The organism is Acetivibrio clariflavus DSM 19732 (genome assembly GCF_000237085.1).
In the GTDB taxonomy this organism is placed as follows: domain Bacteria; phylum Bacillota; class Clostridia; order Acetivibrionales; family Acetivibrionaceae; genus Acetivibrio; species Acetivibrio clariflavus.
Map to the genome: position 1 here is coordinate 2341055 of NC_016627.1, position 19023 is coordinate 2360077.

Here is a 19023-nt window from a genome sequence, read left to right on the forward strand (position 1 = left end):
CTTACTCCAAATTTTTAATGTAGTTCTTTATAATATCAAGATCGCTCTTCAGAATTAGCACCAAAGCAATGATGTATTTTCTGTTGCGTTCGACTGTTCGTTGACTTACATCTATATAATCAGCTATATCTTTAAACGGAATAGTTTTCTTTGCATTAAACTTATTAAATAAATCGTCATCCTCAGCTATATATTTTGCAATTTTCGCACAAGTCTTCCTGGAATCTCTGTGTTTGGGCATGTTTTTCACCAAATCATCCATGGTTATTCCAAAATCCTTCATTTTGTTCACAAACGAAACAAACTCTTCTCGGATTTCGAAATTATAAACATGGTCTGTATCTCTCTCTACCAAATATTTGTACTCAAAATCGCAGTTTTCATCCTCCTCAAAATATGAAAACGGATAGACTTTTGAGCTCTTTTCATTCTTTCTTCGGTAATCTATTAACCTTCGCTGCATAACCTGGTATGAAAACTTCTTAAAACTACATTTTTTGTCCTTATCGTATTTTTCAATAGCTTCATTAAAAGCAATCAACCCAACACTGTATTCCTCACTGTTTTCTATATCTATATATCTATTGTTGAGTATTTGGGAAACAGATTTAATAATGAAAGGTTTGTAATCACTAATAAACCTGTCCTTTAATAATTTATCGCCAGCCTTTATACGCTGCAATATATCTATAAAAGATCTCTTTTCGGGCGTTCGCATGCCAAAAAACCACATGTCCACTTACATATCACTTCCCTTTAAAGTTCATTCGTAATTGAACTATTTTTTTGTCGGTACATAAAATATACCAAATATTTTTAAAAGTAAACCTCTTAGATGAAACCTCTGAACACTGTTCTTTTTGAACCAAAAACAAAAGTAAAACAATAAAAAAATATGGGTAAATCCCCAAAAATAACACATTATGCAAACTGAGATTTTTAAACGGCTGCTTAACTGACATTAACCATGAAGTAATTTTTTTACAAATCTTTTTAATGCTTAATCAAAAATCCAACTTGCATAAGTGTTTATTGTTTATATCAACTTTTAACCATCTTATTTAATTTTTACTTCTATAGGTATAAAGCTCCTATCGGAAAAGCCTAATGTCATAACACCGCTTACATTGCTTCCCACACCAATGACAGTACCGTCATTCATCAACACCATGGTAAAATCCATGCCTGAAACAATAGACTTGCATCCCTTAAAAGCATCTATTTTTACCGGTGTTAATCTATTCTGTGTAGTTCCGTCCCCCAACTGTCCGCAATTGTTTTTCCCCCATGCCCATACATCTCCATCCTTTGTAATGGCAAATGAACTGTCTCTTCCCGCAATAATCTTTACGATATTTTCCAGCCCATCAACTTGAACAGGTACATTGGTTTTATAAGTCGACCCGTTGCCCAGTTGACCGTATGTGTTGTCTCCCCATGCCCATACAGTTCCGTCTTCTTTCAATGCCAGATTATAATTGTTACCTGCAGATATGGCGCAAATGTTTTCAAGCCCTTCTGCCTGCATCGGTTCCAGGCTAAAAGTATCGTTTCCATGAGCCAATTCACCAAATTGATTACTTCCCCATGTCCAAACCGTTCCGTCATTTTTTAAAGCAACGGAATGCTCACTGCCTGCAGCAACAGCCACAATATTTGTAAGACCTTTAGCTTTTGTCAGATTAAAAGTCTCGGAATAGCTGTTGTGATGAGTCTGACTGCCATCTCCTAATTGCCCCCAATAGCTGTTTCCGGCAGAGTATACATATCCATCATCTTTCAATGCCAAAATGTGATTTTTACCGACCGATACATCAGTCACTCCTTCAAGGCCTTCAATTTTATATGGCAGGTATACCGATTGCTCATCTCCCGCTACAGTATTTTTTGCAGCATATATCCAAACCTCTTCATCCTCATAAACAACCAAAGTTCTATTAAAAGCCGCTACTATGTCTTTTACATCCTTTTCGGATTTCACAGCAAAAGGAATGCAATAGTCATTCGATCCCGATTCTGCCGACAAGCCAACATCATCAATCAACTGAAGATAATCATTATTACCCCATGCCCACAATGTCTTGTTCTCGTCAATAGCTAAAACATGTTTTCCTCCGCAGGATATCTTACTTATATTTGAAATGCCGTTTATTGTTACAGGTTCTGTAATATAGTCAACATTACCGTTCCCCAATTGTCCGTATATATTGTAGCCCCACGTCCATAAAGTACCGTCGGATTTTATTATGGCCATATGCGTTTTGCCGCAAGAAATCACCTCAACGTCCCCAGTTCCTGAAACAACTGAAGGGATTTGCGAATCTAAAGCAGTTCCTAAGCCCAGTATTCCATTGATGTTTTTACCCCAAGTCCACACTGTACCGTCATTTTTTAAAGCAGCCGCACAGTATTGATTCAGCTCCACCGCTTTTATGCCGGATATATCTTTCCTCTGTACAGGACTACTGTTTATATTTCTGCTGTTTCCCATAATTCCATAGGTATTATCTCCCCATATCCATAATGTACCGTCTTCCTTTATTGCTGCCGATACCATTGTACCTGCTTTCACAGACTTAACTTCGGTAAAGCTGCTCAGTTTCTCAGGTATTCTTAAAAAAGAGGCTGCAGTTCCGTTCCCCAGCTGACCTTTGTCGCCGGCACCCCATCCCCAGACATTTTTATCCTTGTCTAAAGCCAATACATGTTCATCCCCTGCAGATATCTGAGTTATATTGCTCACCCCGACAGTCTGCAACGGTACATTGCTGTTAATTCCTGTGCCACATCCGATTTGTCCTTTATAGTTATATCCCCATCCCCATACAGTTCCGTCGTCTCTCAATGCAACCGAAAAGAAATCGCCGGCATCAATATCCTTAACTCCCGTCAGTCCTTTAACTTGAACAGGAGTATTTCTCCGAATGTTGGATTCATCCCCTAACTGGCCATAGTAATTATAACCCCATGCCCAAACCGTTCCATCCTTTTTAAGTGCCAGAGAATGTCTGCTGCCTGCCGCTACTTTAATAACATCCTCAAGTCCTTCAATTTTTTTCGGTATTCTTTCAATTTCCCCTGCTTCACCGAGACCTAGCTGGCCATATGAGTTGTATCCCCATGTCCATACCGTTCCGTCCTTCTTTAATGCTATTGTATGATATTCTCCACAGGCCACCTGAACAAAGCCTTCCATAGATTTTTTAGGAAACTCGGTTATCATTCCAAGCAACATCTTTTTCATATAAGCAAAGTCCACTGAATTAATCAATGTATCACCGTTAACATCAGCAGCATATAGTTCATCTTCAACTTCAAAACTTTTAATCATTCCCAATAAATACATTTTCATTAAAGCACAATCTATGGAATCAAACTTAAAATCGCCGTTTAAATCTCCTATCACAGCCTTAGATGTTGAAATCGCTGAATTCTCCTTTTGAGCGAACACTGAATTAACCGATATAACAGCAATAATGGATATTAGAACAGCTAAAGAAATTCTTTTTCCTAACATAAGTTTTTCTCCTCTAAAATTTACTTTATACTCCTTTTTTCAACAAATCCTTTAATAAACACCTATTCAATTATTAAGAGTAAGCCTATCAATTTAGATTTCTTGAAACAGAAATTACAAAGCTTTTTTATAAAAAACTATATTTACTGTATCGCTTCCATTAAGAGTAGTTCATAGAGATGGACGTATACAAATATATTGATATGTCCCGCTTTAAGTGTACTATATGCCTTACCCTAAAGTCAATGTATTCGTAAGCTTATTACCGGAAGTAAAGCATGCGGATATTGTTCTGCTTTGATATAAATTTTATACTTTACTTAAGTAACAAGTCCATTATATTCCCTTGTTTATATTGAATTAATATATAGAAGCACAAAACGTTTTAAATTTTGTGAGGTAAATAGTCTTTTAGAAAATGAACAAACCTTAATTGAAATACATTCTAGGAGAACTGTTCGCCGTGTACTTTTAAGTTTAGAAAAGTTTTCCTTCCCGGTTTTTGGTATGAAAGTATCTACTGCAAAATTTACAATTTGAAAGAACCGGTTGCAATAAAGCAAGCACTGGTTCTTTCAAATTATACTTCTTATTTCGCATGGGTCGGTTTTTCTTTATAATATCCTTTGGAAATCCTCTTTGTGTCTTCAAGCTCTTGACTTTTCTGTTTCATAGGATCGGAATTGATTCCTTTTGTTTTGTTCTTTCCCATCTTAAAATCACTCCCTCAAAATATATGCTTTCCCTTTTTCAATTTAATATTTTGCTATTTTTTGTTTGAATAAAAATGGACTTAAGTATCTGTATCTGTTCGTTTTTGCCAATTAAAAGAAAAATTTTTCATCAATAATTTGGGAAATATTTTTTTAACTTTCAACGGCTTCGGAATAGTGATATTATATAAATGCTTTTATTATTAATGATAATTGAAAGGTGGAAAAAATATGGCTGCAAAAGATAAAGTTAACAATATCGAGGCTCTTATTGATGCAACAAAGGACGAAAATCTCAATGAAAGAAAGCAAAATTGGGCTGCTTTTGTAGAAAGCACCGTGGTAAACTTTTTTATCGACTGTAAGCTTGAAAAGCTCAATATTGAAGACGGAAAAGGCAACAAGGCAAAATTGGTCCGTCAAAAAGATGATTCCATAAAGGTTGAATATACTTCAACTACTACTTTATAGTACATAACCAACTATCCTTTCTAAGGTTTCATAGCGTTTTTGCAAAAATAAGTGCTCCCGCTTTCAAGTAGACAGTTTATTATTTCACTGTCTACCGAAAGGGGAGCTTATTGCTTTAACGGATTGAGGCTTTTTTCTTTTAAATATTTTCCTGTTTCAAGGCATCAAGGATATTTTCTTTCTTTATTTTCGCACTGGAGTAAAACATAGCTGAACCGACGATTATAAAGACCGACACCATAGCTATCAAGATACTTCTCCAAGGCAAGGTAAATTCATAGTCAAAGGATCTACTAAAAGCACGATAGAGCAGTACCATAACAATTCCACTGATGGGCAAGCTGTAAAGCAAGGCTTTAAGACCATAGAAGATGCTTTCATAGTTAATCATCTTGTTGAAACCTTTAGGTGTCATCCCTATGGATTTTAACATGGCAAATTCCCGGCGGCGCAGTGCAATGCTGGTGGAAATAGTATTAAAGATATTGGCAATGGAGATAAGTGTAATTAAGGTAATAAAGCCATAGGTAAAAATTGAGACAAATAGGAGAATCTTTTCCCCTTTCTCTCTGGACTCATAGGTATTGTAGATATTCGAATCCGTTCTTTGCTCTAGAGCCTCTCGGGTAGCCTGAGGATCAGTGCTTTTGATGTATAGATTGGTCTGCTGTACATCAATGCCTGTTTCTTGGGCCAACCTCTCAAGAGTTGCTTCAGAGACAATAATACTTAATCCGCTTATTCCCAGATCATAAATACCCATGGGACGCTCATCGGCCAAAGCAGCAATTTCGATCCGGTCAATATATTCCTCTTCGGTATTTTCAACGTCTATGGTTACCGATAATACATCCAGCTTATCCCCTGCCTTGGCTTCAGTAGTTTTGGTCTCAACATATTTGCCCGTTTCATAGTCCCGGTAGGAAGTTTTATTAACCAAAATTCCCGATAACCGATTGGGATCAATAAGCTCGGTAAAGTCTGCTCCCACAGTCTCAGCGTAAGCTTTTAGGGCTTCATCATCCAAGGAAGAAATATAAAGATTAAAAGAGTATTTTCCCTTGGCATAGGCATCATCAACATAATTATTATCGCTTTCCATATCCTTTTCAAGTTCTTCCCGCAATTTCTGAGGAACCATTTCTTCTTTCTGCCAAGTGGTGGTTCCGTTGATCTCCCGCACAAAAGCATACTCTGTAATTTCGTTACGATCATTGAGCCAATCCTTTAGCTCAGCATCTTCCCTTAAGTCTAATACTTTAATATCATAATTAATTCCTCGATGAGTTAATTCCACCGATTTAATAAAATGTTCGATAAAAAAGGATATGGACAAAAACAAGATAATACTTGTGACTATAGAAAAAACAGTAGCTTTATATCGTCCCCTGTTTCGCTTAAGATTTTTCAGGCCGATTTCTCCTTCAATACCAAAGAGCATTCGGACCAATTTTGAAGTCTTAACCGTTTTACCTTTAATTTTAATATCTGCTGTCTGACGAATGGCATCAATAGCTGACACCTTAGAAGCTCTGCGAGCCGGCAGATAAGTAGAGATAAAAATAGTAAGGATGGAAACAGCACAGGCTAAGAGCAAAGATTCAGGTGTAACCTTCATCAAAAGTTTTTCATTAGTATTTGTTAAGAGCATATTTTGATTGATAAACAAAAAGGTAAGTCCAAGGCCTCCTAGCCCACTTAAGATACCAAGGGGAATACTAACCAGTCCAATAACAGCGCTTTCAAAAAATATAGAATTGCGCTTCTGCCTTTTGGTAGCCCCTACACTAGACAGCATCCCTAAATAGCGGGAACGTTCCCCTACGGAAATGGCAAAGGAATTATAAATCAATGCCACGGCACCAATAATGACAATCCCCATGATGATTGCCAAAAGTCCAATAAAGGTTTGCTTAAAATTATCTGACTTTGATACACCGTAATAACGCAGGAGGTTATCATTAAAATACACCGAATCTATATTATTTTGTTCAGCGATTTCTTGAGCATGGGTATAAAGAGAGTTTTTAATCTTATTTAAGACAACAGAGGCATTAACTCTATCCGTTGAGTCAAGCTTACTCTCATCCAGAAAACTAATGGTTGAATATAGCGATTGCCGTATAAGGGGCTTTATAATTCCCACTACTGTATAAGTGGCTGTTTCTCTCCTGATAAAGGTTTCATTGAGATCTTTATTATTGTTTCCGCCATCTTGGTAAACAATCTCACCAATATCTAATGTAACCTCATCTCCAATCTGAATGTTCATCTTCCCTTTTTTGATAATTTCTTCGGAAACTACAATCTCACTCTCTTCTTTTGGGAAACGCCCGGAAATTAAAGTTATAGGAAGCTTTTCAAAACCTGTTTGATTATAAGCCTGAATAGATAAGTAGAGCTTTTTCTCATGGGATTTTTCCTCTAAGACAGCATTTCCTATATTCTTACTTAAAATTACTGCTTCGGTATTTTTATCTTCCTTTATTGCAGATATTTGCTCGGTATTCACATTATAGTAAACAATATGCCATTCACCATACTCGTTAATTTCATCTCTAATGAAAAGATCCAAAAAAGAAACTCCAAGGGTTGTTACGGCAGTTATCATGGCTACTGCAATAATAACACCGATAATAGTTACAAGAGTCCTTCTTTTATTCAGCTTTAGATGCCTTAGGGTTAAGCGGTTAACTATATTCATGGACGAATCACCTCTTCCTTGGCAATGCGTCCATCTTCAATAGCTAGTACCCTATCAGCCTGAAGAGCTATTCTTTCATCATGGGTAATGACAATCAGTGTTTGCTTCAATTGTATATTGAAAATCTTCAAAAGATTGATTATCTCACTGCTGTTTTTACTGTCCAAATTGCCTGTAGGCTCATCCGCCAACATAAGAGCCGGGTTATTGATTAAGGCCCGCCCTATAGAGACCCGCTGCTGTTGACCTCCCGAAAGCTGGTTGGGTAAATGATTTAATCGATTCTCAAGGTTTAATGACTTAACAATATCATTAAAATGTCTTTCATCTACCTTCTGTTTATCCAATAAAAGAGGCAGTTTTATATTTTCTTCCACGGTCAGGACAGGAATTAGATTGTAAAACTGATAAATTAAACCGATCTGTCTCCGCCTGAATATGGCCAGCTGCGTTTCATTCAAATTATAAATATCATTACCTTCAATATAGACCTTTCCATGGGTTGGCCTGTCCACACCGCCAATGAGGTGAAGAAGAGTCGATTTACCGGAACCGGAAGGGCCAATAATAGCTACGAACTCACCCTTTCTAACAGAAAAAGATACATTATCCAAAGCTTTAACTGCTGTCTCACCCTCACCATATATTTTTGATAAATTTTCCACACGCAAGATTTCCATTACTGAATCCTCCTTTCTTTATAAGTTTAGCTTATCAGGAGAATATGACTTTACAGTGACTTCTATTATGACAATTTTGTCACTTTGGCATTTCTTTCCGAACCCTTCATTTTTCCATTTTTCACTGCGTTCAAAAGAGGTGGATTAAAGTCAAGGCCTCCTATCCTTGACTTAATACCTAAATTATATGTTTATAAAATTTAACAATAAAGTCAGTTCCTTCCCCTTCTTTGCTTTTTACTTCAATATCTCCCATCTGAGCGGTAATAATACTGTAAGACAAATTCAAACCGATGCCCACACTATCATCGCTGGAATTCTTCCCTTTGTAAAAACGTTTAAAAATATTGGGAAGGTCTTCTTTTGCAATTCCACTCCCGTCATCTCTAATTCTTATTTCCGTATATAGGGGATTTTCCTGAAAAGCTATGACGATTCTGCCCCCTTGTGGCGTATGCTCCACACAATTCTTTAAAATATTAGTCAAGGCCTCTGCTGTCCAATTCAAATCACAGCGGCAAGTTACCGTCTCTTCGCCTTCTATGGTTAAAGTATGTTCTTTTATATCCATAGGAATTAAGACAGGCTCTAATGCTTTTTTTACCAGGCTTATCACAGAGATTACTTCCTGTTTGAACCGGACAGTACCGGCATCGATTTTAGATACTTTTAGCAAAGAGGAAATCAACCATTCAATCCGCTCCAATTGTCTACTGATACTATTGGTAAACTCGGTTCTTTTCTCCTCATCCAATTTCGCATCTTTAAGCAAATCTGTCATAACCATCATGGAAGTAAGAGGAGTTTTTAACTGATGGGAAATGTCGGCTATAGCATTGGTCAGTTGTACTTTATCTTGCTGCAAAAGGCTGCTCTGTTCAGCTAACTTAAGGGTTACTTTATAAATGTCGTTTTTTAATACACTAAGCTCTCCTTCTCTATTATCCCTTAAGTCTAAAGAATAATCACCGCTGCTGATTTTCCGAATATAAGAAGAAAGCTTGGCTATTTCCCTGTAACGCCATGCCGTAAAAAGCAGGGTACAAGTAATAAGCAATAGCGCAGTCAACATAGTAAAAAAAGCTGCAGCAGTTACATAAAAATAAGCCCCAATTGTCGCTATTACACTTATTACTACCATTATTAGCAATAAAATCCGTATTTCTCTATTGCGCCACAACTTACTCACCAACCTTATAACCTAATCCCCGCACTGTTTTTATCAAGGAGGGGTTTTGCGGGTCATCTTCCAATTTCTCTCTCAATCTTTTGATATAGACTGTCAGAGTATTATCATTAACGAAATCTCCGGCCACATCCCAAATTTGCTCCAAAAGCTGATTGCGGGAAAGGACTTGTCCCACATGATTGGCAAAAACCAATAACAGCCGATACTCTAAGGCCGTCAATGCAACTTCATCACCTCGCTTATAAACCTTGCCTTCCAGGGTATTAATTTGTATGTTATCTAAATTGATGATTGCTTTATTCTCCTTTTGCTTTTCCTGCTGTTTATTGTAACGGCGCAATACGGATTTTATTCTGGAAATAAGCTCCCTGATACGAAAGGGTTTTGTAATATAATCATCAGCCCCCATGTCAAGTCCCATGACTATATTGCCCTCATCATCCACTGCCGTAAGAAAAATCACCGGTATATCCTGCATCTTCTTCACAAGCCTGCAGAGATCATAGCCGCTACCATCAGGTAAGGCTAAATCAAACAAACATAAATCGAATTGGCTTAAATTTTCACTAATAACTTTTCGGGCACTTTCCGCATCGTAACAAAGAACGGTGGTAAAGTTCTCCTGCTCGAGAGAATACTCTAATCCGGCCGCAATTACCTTATCGTCTTCCACAAGCAAAATCTTCATAGCCCATGCTTTCCTCCTTTAAGTAGCAATTGCCAACGCTATTCTTTTAGATATTTCTTTATGTATTTCAATCAGTGCTGTATTGATTGCTTATTTTAAGTTTAACTTGCCAATCTCTTCATTTTAATCTTAGATATTAATTTAAATTTAGTTATTATTTTATACTTCCTGTCGCTAAAAGTAAAATATCAGAGACAGCTAAATAAAGTTCATTTTATTTTTGTTTTTATAAATTCATTTAACATATTCTTAATCTCACATTAATCTTGCTTCTATAATATGAATCCATAAAGTCATTTCAAAAAATAACCTGCGTGATTTAGGTAAAGTCAATTTTTTGATAAGGCAATTTAAAATTTTTATGGTATTCAAAAGGATTTGAAGTGAAATGCACCTTTACCCAACATTTAAATTAACGTAGACGTATACTTCAATGGTTTGAACGTATATAAAGAATATGATATATTTGAATTGCGAAAGCGTATAGGAATGTTTTTTCAAAACCAAATCCTTTTCCAATGCCTATATACCAAAATATTGCTTTAGGAAGGTGCATACATGGTAAAAAAGCTTATTTATGTCGTAGAAGATGAAAAACATATTCAGGAGCTAATAGCTTTTAATTTGATAGAAAACGGTTATGATGTCAAATGCTTTGACAATGGTGAAACCATGTTTGATGAATGCCACACAACAAAGCCGGATTTGTTTATTTTAGATATAATGCTTCCCGGTATTGACGGGTTTGAAATTTGCCGAAAAATCAAAGAAAACCCTTTCTTAAAAAAAACACCTATAATTATGCTGACAGCTAAAAATGACGAATTTAACAAAGTTTTAGGTCTTGAATTAGGTGCTGAAGACTATATTACCAAACCCTTCAGTGTAAGAGAACTTGTTGCAAGGGTTAAGGTGGTCTTCAGAAGGCAGGCAGAAAGCCGTGAAATTGTTCCCGAAGTAATCAAGGTCGGTAAAATAACAATCGATGTGGCAAGACGCGAAGTATACAAAGATAATACCTTAATTGACCTGACCCTGAAAGAATTCGAACTTTTAAAGTTACTGGTGCTCAATAAAGGAATGGTCATGTCCCGTGAATTGTTGCTGGAAAAAGTATGGGGGTTTGACTATTATGGAGAAACAAGAACTGTTGATGTACACATCAGGTACCTAAGGCAAAAAATTGAAGATGATGACAATGCACCTGCTTATATAGAAACTGTCAGAGGCGTAGGATACCGATTCAGTGACAAAGGAGACAAGGAATAAAAGGATTATGAAAAAGAAGATTCTTAAATACTTTTTGCTGTTAATTGCATTTGTTTTAGTGTTAACGGTGATATTTACCACACAGATTTCCAAAAAGTATTACAAGTTTGAAGTTGAAAACAAACTTGAAAGTATCGGTATTTCAATTAAATACTATCTGCTGAACAATGCTTCCGGGCTCCAACCGGATTATAACCAGTTGGCAGAAAATTTTGCAAACAGTTATAATCAGAGCATCACTTATCCGAATAGCAAGTTAAGAGTATCATTTATCGACCTTTCCGGCAAAGTTTTAGGCGACTCGGAAGCAGATTACAGAACAATGGAAAACCATTCTTCCCGAAAAGAGGTTCAAGATGCTCTTTCGGGTAAAATAGGTAAAGACTATCGCAGCAGCTCAACACTGGATTTTGATTTGTTATATATGGCAATTCCTGTTAAGCAATTGAATCTGATTGTGCGGGTATCAGTTCCATTGACTGAACTTAATATGATTAACAGAATCACCTGGTCATATTCTGTGCTTATAATTATATCGGCTCTGGTTATAAGTATAATAGTTTCTTTAAGAATTACAGAAACGGTAATTCGTCCCCTTAACAACATAATTCATGCTTCAAAGGAAATATCAGAAGGAAACTATTCTAAAACTATTTCTGTAAACTCTAAGGATGAAGTGGGACAACTGGCACTTCAGTTTAACGAAATGGCATCAAAATTGGATAAAACAATATGTGACCTCAACAATAAAAAAATAGAAATGGAATCCATTGTTCAAAGCATCACCCACGGAATTATAGCTGTCGATAATAACTTAAAAATCCTGTTAATCAATCATGCCGCTTTCAGCGTTTTAAATTTGGACAATAATAATCAAATCACCGGTGAAATAATCACACAGCACATAAGAAATAACCGAATAAACCTTCTGTTAAAAGAGTCCATGGAAAAAAACGAACCGTTGGAATGCGAAATCAGTCTTGACGATAAAGATTTATTGATAAAAACTTCTCCCTTAAGGTCAAACAACCAAAGCACAGTTGCTTCAGGATGGATAATCTCCATTCAGGATAATACAAAAGTAAGAAAACTTGAGAAGATGAGAACAGAATTTGTTTCTAACGTAACCCATGAACTTAAAACCCCCATTACATCCATAAGAGGGTTTATTGAAACACTGAAAAATGGTGCCATCAACAATAAGGACGTGTCAATGAGATTTCTAGATATTATTGACATTGAAGCGGAACGCCTTCATGAGCTGATAAACGATATTCTGGTATTGTCCGAGATTGAAAATAAACAAAGCGACACCGATTTGGAAAGAGTTGAGCTAAATTCCATCATTGAAGGCGTGTTTGAAATCATGCAGAACATAGCAAACGATAAAAACATAGTTCTTATAAATAACTCCAGTGAAAAAGTATTTATTAAGGCCAATAGAAATCGAATGAAGCAAATGATATTGAATTTGGTTGATAATGCTGTCAAATACAATGTGCCAAGCGGTTCTGTGACAGTAAGTGCTGAAAATGCCGGCGGGAAAGTAATAATATGTGTAAAAGATACGGGAATCGGAATCCCATCCCAACATATTCCACGAATATTTGAACGCTTTTACAGAGTTGATAAGGGAAGGTCCAGGAATATGGGAGGTACCGGCTTAGGCCTTTCAATTGTAAAGCATATTGTTAATCTATATAATGGGATAATTAAAGTAAATAGTGAAGTAGGCAAAGGTACAGAATTCATTATCCAACTACCTTGTTGACTAATGAAACCGTTTCCTGAATCACAGGAAATCATAGATTTTTTACATCATTAGGCTCTCTTACAAAAGCATTCACATATAATATAGATTTTATAATGCCTTTATTCTTATACTTGAACTGATATTTAGACAAATATTTACATTCAGTAATATATTATCATTAAAAACAATTTATAAATAACCGATATTTTCATTAAAGGCAATAGTAACTATCTGTTCAAAGTAAAACTCATATATTTTTCTCAAAAGTTGCATTGTCTAGAATAAGCTCCCATTATTAAAAAACTTAAAATGCTCTTTGCGATAAAAACCAATCATATGCTGCTAAGGAGGTAATTATATTGAAAGTTAGTCTATATAATTATGCAATTACATTCACAGATAATGATCTGGTTTGTGCCAAAATATTAAACAAATTTTATAATATGGCAGAAGATTATGCAGATGAAATGTCTTTGATTTATGACAGATACGGATCGCTAAAAAACGTTGTGCAGTATTCCGAAAAAGCAGTAGCAAAAATTTATGACAATGTTATAAATTTTTCAGTTCAAATGCTGATGGATTATAAAATTTACAATATCAATAAAGAGAGATTTACTGAACTCTGTTCAGAATATATGGTCAACTTTATCGAAGCACTCAGTGAAGTTTATGAAAAATATCTTGAATTAGTTGGCGAAAAAGAAATGGCCTCACAATACAGGAAATACCGAAAAGACTCTCGCAGCAAATTCGTTGGTGGCGGATTTGGCTTTGCCGGTGCTGCAAATATGGCTACAGGATTTTTACACTCAATGTTTAATATCCTCGACGGTGCTGTAACAAATGCGAGTATAAATAGTCAAATGAATAAGATTTATAAAGACCCGAAAACAAAGCAGTCATTAGTTTACGGTGTCTATAATGATATAAAATCTATTGTTTATCCATTGTGCAGCATTATAAGCAAAAAGTATCCTGACTTCGAAATGACTTATACAGATGAGTCTGTGAGAAATGCCGAAACTATTTACCAAAATATCCTTGATGATGTTATTCCTGATGAACAACTTAAAGAAGCTGTTGTTGATATGCTTTGTAATGCTCCATTCAAAGATGAATACTATCTGTTGGCATATTATCTTTTTGGCGATGAAAATAATGAATTGTCACAACTTGCAGAAATATTCGATATATCGATTGATATTAAAAGAATGAAACAGGCAGACGATAATGCCAAATCGTTTTTCGGTGATAATTATAGCAAATTTGAATATGCAATGAGTAAAAATATTTTCTTTAAATCATCAAAAGAGCATTTAGGAAAACCTCTCAGCGAGCTTTGTTTAAAATTAACAGAGGTATTGGATAAAGAGATTAACAGTTACATGGTTTGTTTCTTTGATACAAGTGCAAAAAGTGAGAGACTGAGCAACTCATTAAATACCTTTGCATTTTGCCAAGATGATGAAATGCCTTTATTCTTATTTGACAATACCATTTTTGCAACAGGTAAGGAAGGCTTTGTCTTAACAAATAAAAACATTTATTATTCAGGCGGCTGCATAAAATTAGCTGATATTAATAGTATTAAAAACGAATGGGGCTTAAAAATTAACGGAAAAAGTATTCCAACATCTTCAATGCCGTCTTCAAAACTTATTTCCCAAATAATTCAATTGATTGAATTTATAGCTTTAGTATGTCCTTATTATAATGAAAGTTATAATCAAAATGAAACTTTGGATACATCTATGAATACCCATAATTCTCAGTGTATAGATGAAAATTTTGTTATCGAATATGCATCGTCGTTATTGAAAAATATAAATAATGAGGATATAAAAAATAAAATTTTTATATTCTCGGATGACGAAAAATCACTAAAATAAATTGGTAACGCCATAAATTCCTATGCTCAATTAAACAACGAAGAATATCCAATAATATGTTATGACAATACGCTTTTTGGAAGTTCTAAAGATGGTTGTTTGCTAACTACAAAAGGTATTTATGTACACAATCCATTTTCATCTCCAAAATTTTTCAATTATGAAGAAATTGAAAATGTTGAATTAAAAGGTACTTTCGGAAAAGAACTTTATATAAATGACTATGAAGTTCAAACTACTCTGTTGAATGGCGAAGCTAAAAATATATTTTGCTCAATAATAAATAAAGTAATAAGAGATTTTCAGTAAAACTTGCATAACGCATATCTTATAAAATCACAACAATAAGCACATAAAACTAAATAGCCAGTCAAGAGCAAATAAACAACCTTCTTCAAGGGCACTCTTGAAATGCCATTTTTCTTTCCACTATATTAAAAGGGCTTGTAAGCCAGAATTTGCCTTACAAGCCCCATTGAAAATTATCATAGAAAGTCAATTTACAGAAAAAGTTTCACACATCCTTTATAAACTCATAATTAATAAGCACTCTCATGGGACTTTTCAACTATTTTCGGCACTTCATTAAACAATGCTTCCAAGTCGCTGCTTCCATCCTTTTTACTTAAGTAAATCAAATATTCAATATTTCCTTCCGGTCCCCTTATGGGCGAAAAATCCAAACCTTTTACTTTAAGGCCTGTTCCTATTGCAAAAGCAACAATATCCTTGATTACATCCTCGTGAACTTTTGGGTCTTTTACAACTCCTTTTTTCCCTACTTTATCTCTGCCGGCTTCAAATTGCGGTTTAATCAAACAAACCAGTTCGCCTTCATCGGTAAGCAGTTTAACTGCAACAGGAATAACCTTCTTCAGTGAAATAAAAGATACATCTATCGAAGCAAAATCCACCAAAGTTCCCAGCTGTTCCGGTTCCACATACCTGATATTGGTACGTTCCATACATACAACCCGCTCGTCATTTCTTAATTCCCATGCCAGCTGCCCATAGCCGACATCCACCGCAAATACCTTAGCGGCACCGTTTTTCAGCATGCAGTCAGTAAATCCTCCGGTAGAGGCTCCGATATCTATTGCCGTCTTGGATTTCAAATCTATATTAAACACTTTAACTGCCTTTTCAAGCTTCAAGCCTCCCCTGCTGACATAAGGGTGCACATTCTCTTTTATAACAATTTCAGAATCTACATCCACCTTTAAACCGGGTTTGTCCTCTTTTTTTCCTGCTACAAATACAACTCCTGCCATTATGGAACTTCTCGCCTTTTCACGGCTTTCAAAAAATCCCCGTTTAACAAGCAGGACATCCAGTCTTTCCTTTTCCAAAATATAAACCTCCGTATTCTGCCATGTTTGTTCTATTTAAACTTAATCTATATTTATTCTTGCCTTATTTAATAATTTAACAGCATCGTTCACAATAGCTTGCTCATCAAGCCTGTATATGCTCTGAATCTCGTTTTTCGAGCCATGGGGAATAAATTGATCCGGGTATCCAAACATTTTCGTTTTTATATTTATTCCCTTCTGGTTTATTGTTTCAAGCAGCTTGCTTCCAAAGCCTCCTGCTATGGCATTATCCTCAATAGTTATTAAATGCCTTGTTTTTAACACCGAATTTATAAGAAGTTTTTCGTCAATAGGTTTTATAAATCTAAAATAGATGACATCACAGGATATGTCCATTTTTTCCAACATATCTGCCACTTTCAGCGCAGTCTCCACTTTATTTCCGACAGCGGCAATAGTTATATTGCTTCCTTCCCGCACAAGCAAAGCCTTGCCAAATTTAATGGGCTCTGTTTCCAAAAGTTTCTCAGCACCTTTACCCCTTGGAAATCTTATAGCGATAGGACCATTATGATCTTTTACAGCATAATTTAACATCAGGGCAAATTCTGCATAATCACAGGGTGCCAAAATTGTCATATTGGGTATATGACCTAAAAAGGAAATATCATAAATACCTTGATGTGTCTCACCGTCTTCACCTACAATCCCGGCCCTGTCAATGGCAAACACCACATGGAGATTTTGGATTGCCACATCATGTAAAATCTGGTCATACGCTCTCTGCAAAAAGGAAGAGTAGATGGCAACAACAGGTTTAATTCCGCCCCTGGCAAGTCCGGCAGCAAAAGTTACCGCATGCTGCTCTGCAATGCCCACATCAAAAAATCTTTCAGGAAACTTCTGAGAAAACGGAACCAATCCTGTTCCATGGGGCATTGCTGCGGTAATTGCAACCACTTTTTCATCTTCCTGGGCAATATTGACAATCTCGCGTCCGAAAATCTCCGAATATCCCGGACCGCCACTGGCTTTAACCTCTCCGGTTTCGATTTCAAAGGGTGCTATCCCGTGAAATACATCAGGATTTTCTTCCGCATATGTATATCCTTTACCCTTTTGAGTACATACATGTATAAGTACCGGTCCCTTTATAGTCTTTGAAATTGTCAAAAGCCTTTCTATTTCCGTTATATTATGTCCGTCAACAGGCCCTAAATATTTAAATCCCAGCTCTTCGAATATTATTCCGGGCACTATCATATATTTTATAGACCCCTTAACTCTGCCCAATACTTTTGCAGCACTCTTACCTATGGCAGGAATCCTGTTGAGCATGATATCTATATCTTCCTTAACTTTGAAATAGAAAGGTTCTGTTCTTATTTTACTTAAATATTTCGATAATCCTCCCACATTTTTTGAAATGGACATCTCATTATCGTTTAATACTACAATAAAATTATTGGGATATCGTCCCGCATTGTTCAATGCCTCAAAAGCCATTCCTCCTGTCATTGCTCCATCGCCAATGACAGCAACCACCGAGTATGTTTCATTATTCAAATCCCTTGCTTTTGCTATTCCAAGAGCAGCAGAAATCGAAGTACTGCTGTGCCCGGCATTAAAGGCATCATGTTCACTTTCATTAATCTTTGGGAAACCGGACAAACCGCCTAGTTTCCTTAATGTGTCAAACTGGCCCTTTCTTCCGGTAATAATCTTGTGAACATAAGACTGATGCCCGACATCCCAAACAATTTTGTCCTGAGGCGAATTAAATACACGATGAAGAGCCAGTGTAAGCTCTACTACCCCTAAGTTTGAAGAAAGATGCCCCCCCGTCTTTGACACCTTGTCAATCAAAAACATTCTTATTTCATCTGCCAATTTATTCAATTCATCCAGACTTAACTTTTTTATATCCTCTGGTGAATTTATTCTATCTAAAATACTACCCAAACAGGTTTCAACTCACTTTCTTTTATTTTTTGTCTTTGTCCCAAATTTAATAAAATTTAATCTCCCCGTCAGAAACTTTAAAATTACAGCCACTTTATAGACAATATAATTGCTTTTCTCCATTGCTATTGTCTTTCCAATGGCTTTACCTCCAATAGTCATGGCTGCAACAGTACCGGTAATTCCGATGCTTGCAAGGGTTTGCGCTGTCCCACTGGCAGTAGATGCAATTTTTATCACTATAAAGCCGCTGGCAGCCCCACTAATGACTCCGCATATATCACCCACAACATCATTGCAAATACTGGACACCTTATTGGCATTTCTCATAAGCTTTATGGCCTGTTTGGCTCCATACAGCTTTCTTGATGCCATGGCATGGAAAGGTGCCTCTTCAGCAGCAGTCACCGCTATACCTATTATATCAAAAATTATACCAATTAAAATAATAAACAGTACTATAAGGAAGGATATGTATATATTTTTATCTTCCAAAAGGGTTGATGATATTAATGATAAACTTGAAGAAACAACAAATGTAAACAAGGTCACAAAAATAACCCATTTCAAATTATCTTTTCTCGAACCTACTGAATTGGTTTTAAACTTCACTTTTCTGCCATGTTCCGGATGTTTATAATTGCCATCCACAAAAAAACCTCCAAAAATCCAATAATGAATAATATAATTAATATTTGCAGATAATCTCAATTATAATAAAATACAGGATGGAAATACACTGAGTAAATTTTGCGGCTTAGGTCAGGCTTGATTTCCACGGAAGGTACTGAAATGTCGCCAAATCAGCAGTTTCCTTTTAAACCTTCCGCCACAATGTTGCCAATTGTGGGGCCTGATTACCACTTAGTCCA

15 protein-coding genes are annotated in these 19023 nt (G+C 36.0%); 5 read left to right on the top strand and 10 right to left on the bottom strand.

Annotated features, from left to right (window positions below; translation table 11 throughout):
* Window position 1 precedes the first annotated feature (1 nt).
* From sigI to CLOCL_RS23525, 3 genes are all read right to left on the bottom strand, one after another.
* Window positions 2-733, bottom strand: a complete 732-nt coding sequence (sigI, locus tag CLOCL_RS09965; protein ID WP_041715656.1) for an RNA polymerase sigma-I factor — start codon at window positions 731-733, stop codon at window positions 2-4.
* Between the two features lie 324 nt (window positions 734-1057).
* Entirely contained in the window at window positions 1058-3517 is a 2460-nt protein-coding gene (locus CLOCL_RS09970; protein WP_014255224.1) for an RCC1 domain-containing protein, read from the bottom strand.
* A gap of 589 nt (window positions 3518-4106) precedes the next feature.
* Entirely contained in the window at window positions 4107-4229 is a 123-nt protein-coding gene (locus CLOCL_RS23525) for a hypothetical protein (protein WP_014255225.1), read from the bottom strand.
* A gap of 232 nt (window positions 4230-4461) precedes the next feature.
* On the opposite strand from CLOCL_RS23525, the gene CLOCL_RS09975 reads away from it, so the two are divergent.
* The gene (locus CLOCL_RS09975; RefSeq protein ID WP_014255226.1) at window positions 4462-4701 is read left to right on the top strand and encodes a hypothetical protein; all 240 of its coding nucleotides are present in this window, start codon (window positions 4462-4464) and stop codon (window positions 4699-4701) included.
* 139 nt (window positions 4702-4840) lie between these two features.
* On the opposite strand, the gene CLOCL_RS09980 is transcribed toward CLOCL_RS09975, so the two are convergent.
* The 4 genes from CLOCL_RS09980 to CLOCL_RS09995 all read right to left on the bottom strand — a co-directional run bounded on the left by CLOCL_RS09980 (window position 4841) and on the right by CLOCL_RS09995 (window position 9962).
* A complete protein-coding gene (locus CLOCL_RS09980) occupies window positions 4841-7405 on the bottom strand; it encodes an ABC transporter permease (protein ID WP_014255227.1) in 2565 nt (854 codons plus the stop codon).
* Window positions 7402-8085 carry an ABC transporter ATP-binding protein gene (locus CLOCL_RS09985; RefSeq protein ID WP_014255228.1) on the bottom strand — a complete coding sequence of 228 codons (684 nt, stop codon included), beginning with the start codon at window positions 8083-8085 and terminating at the stop codon, window positions 7402-7404. Before CLOCL_RS09985 ends, CLOCL_RS09980 begins: the two co-directional genes overlap by 4 nt.
* A gap of 178 nt (window positions 8086-8263) precedes the next feature.
* Window positions 8264-9265, bottom strand: a complete 1002-nt coding sequence (locus CLOCL_RS09990) for a sensor histidine kinase (protein ID WP_027621589.1) — start codon at window positions 9263-9265, stop codon at window positions 8264-8266.
* Window position 9266: 1 nt separating this feature from the next.
* The gene (locus tag CLOCL_RS09995) at window positions 9267-9962 is read right to left on the bottom strand and encodes a response regulator transcription factor (protein WP_014255230.1); all 696 of its coding nucleotides are present in this window, start codon (window positions 9960-9962) and stop codon (window positions 9267-9269) included.
* Between the two features lie 558 nt (window positions 9963-10520).
* Between CLOCL_RS09995 and CLOCL_RS10000 the strand changes: the two genes are divergently transcribed.
* The 4 genes from CLOCL_RS10000 to CLOCL_RS10015 all read left to right on the top strand — a co-directional run bounded on the left by CLOCL_RS10000 (window position 10521) and on the right by CLOCL_RS10015 (window position 15185).
* On the top strand, window positions 10521-11231 hold the full coding sequence (locus tag CLOCL_RS10000) for a response regulator transcription factor (RefSeq protein WP_014255231.1): 711 nt from the start codon (window positions 10521-10523) through the stop codon (window positions 11229-11231).
* Window positions 11232-11238: 7 nt separating this feature from the next.
* The gene (gene pnpS / locus CLOCL_RS10005; protein ID WP_014255232.1) at window positions 11239-13002 is read left to right on the top strand and encodes a two-component system histidine kinase PnpS; all 1764 of its coding nucleotides are present in this window, start codon (window positions 11239-11241) and stop codon (window positions 13000-13002) included.
* A gap of 341 nt (window positions 13003-13343) precedes the next feature.
* Window positions 13344-14876, top strand: a complete 1533-nt coding sequence (locus CLOCL_RS10010) for a hypothetical protein (protein WP_014255233.1) — start codon at window positions 13344-13346, stop codon at window positions 14874-14876.
* Window positions 14877-14975: 99 nt separating this feature from the next.
* Complete coding sequence (locus CLOCL_RS10015; protein WP_041715069.1) at window positions 14976-15185, top strand: hypothetical protein; 210 nt, start codon at window positions 14976-14978, stop codon at window positions 15183-15185.
* 230 nt (window positions 15186-15415) lie between these two features.
* Here CLOCL_RS10015 and CLOCL_RS10020 read toward each other — a convergent pair whose 3' ends face one another.
* From CLOCL_RS10020 to CLOCL_RS10030, 3 genes are read right to left on the bottom strand one after another with little or no spacing between them, the layout of a single operon-like run.
* Window positions 15416-16225, bottom strand: coding sequence for a TlyA family RNA methyltransferase (locus CLOCL_RS10020; protein WP_014255234.1), 810 nt, complete (start codon window positions 16223-16225; stop codon window positions 15416-15418).
* 42 nt (window positions 16226-16267) lie between these two features.
* On the bottom strand, window positions 16268-18151 hold the full coding sequence (dxs, locus tag CLOCL_RS10025) for a 1-deoxy-D-xylulose-5-phosphate synthase (protein ID WP_014255235.1): 1884 nt from the start codon (window positions 18149-18151) through the stop codon (window positions 16268-16270).
* A gap of 12 nt (window positions 18152-18163) precedes the next feature.
* On the bottom strand, window positions 18164-18802 hold the full coding sequence (locus CLOCL_RS10030; RefSeq protein WP_014255236.1) for a hypothetical protein: 639 nt from the start codon (window positions 18800-18802) through the stop codon (window positions 18164-18166).
* Window positions 18803-19023 lie beyond the last annotated feature (221 nt).

Coding starts and splice junctions, on each gene's coding strand:
- sigI (WP_041715656.1), bottom strand. CDS start 733: ATGTGGTTTTTTGGCATGCGAACGCCCGAAAAGAGATCTTTTATAGAT.
- CLOCL_RS09970 (WP_014255224.1), bottom strand. CDS start 3,517: ATGTTAGGAAAAAGAATTTCTTTAGCTGTTCTAATATCCATTATTGCT.
- CLOCL_RS23525 (WP_014255225.1), bottom strand. CDS start 4,229: ATGGGAAAGAACAAAACAAAAGGAATCAATTCCGATCCTATGAAACAG.
- CLOCL_RS09975 (WP_014255226.1), top strand. CDS start 4,462: ATGGCTGCAAAAGATAAAGTTAACAATATCGAGGCTCTTATTGATGCA.
- CLOCL_RS09980 (WP_014255227.1), bottom strand. CDS start 7,405: ATGAATATAGTTAACCGCTTAACCCTAAGGCATCTAAAGCTGAATAAA.
- CLOCL_RS09985 (WP_014255228.1), bottom strand. CDS start 8,085: ATGGAAATCTTGCGTGTGGAAAATTTATCAAAAATATATGGTGAGGGT.
- CLOCL_RS09995 (WP_014255230.1), bottom strand. CDS start 9,962: ATGAAGATTTTGCTTGTGGAAGACGATAAGGTAATTGCGGCCGGATTA.
- CLOCL_RS10000 (WP_014255231.1), top strand. CDS start 10,521: ATGGTAAAAAAGCTTATTTATGTCGTAGAAGATGAAAAACATATTCAG.
- pnpS (WP_014255232.1), top strand. CDS start 11,239: ATGAAAAAGAAGATTCTTAAATACTTTTTGCTGTTAATTGCATTTGTT.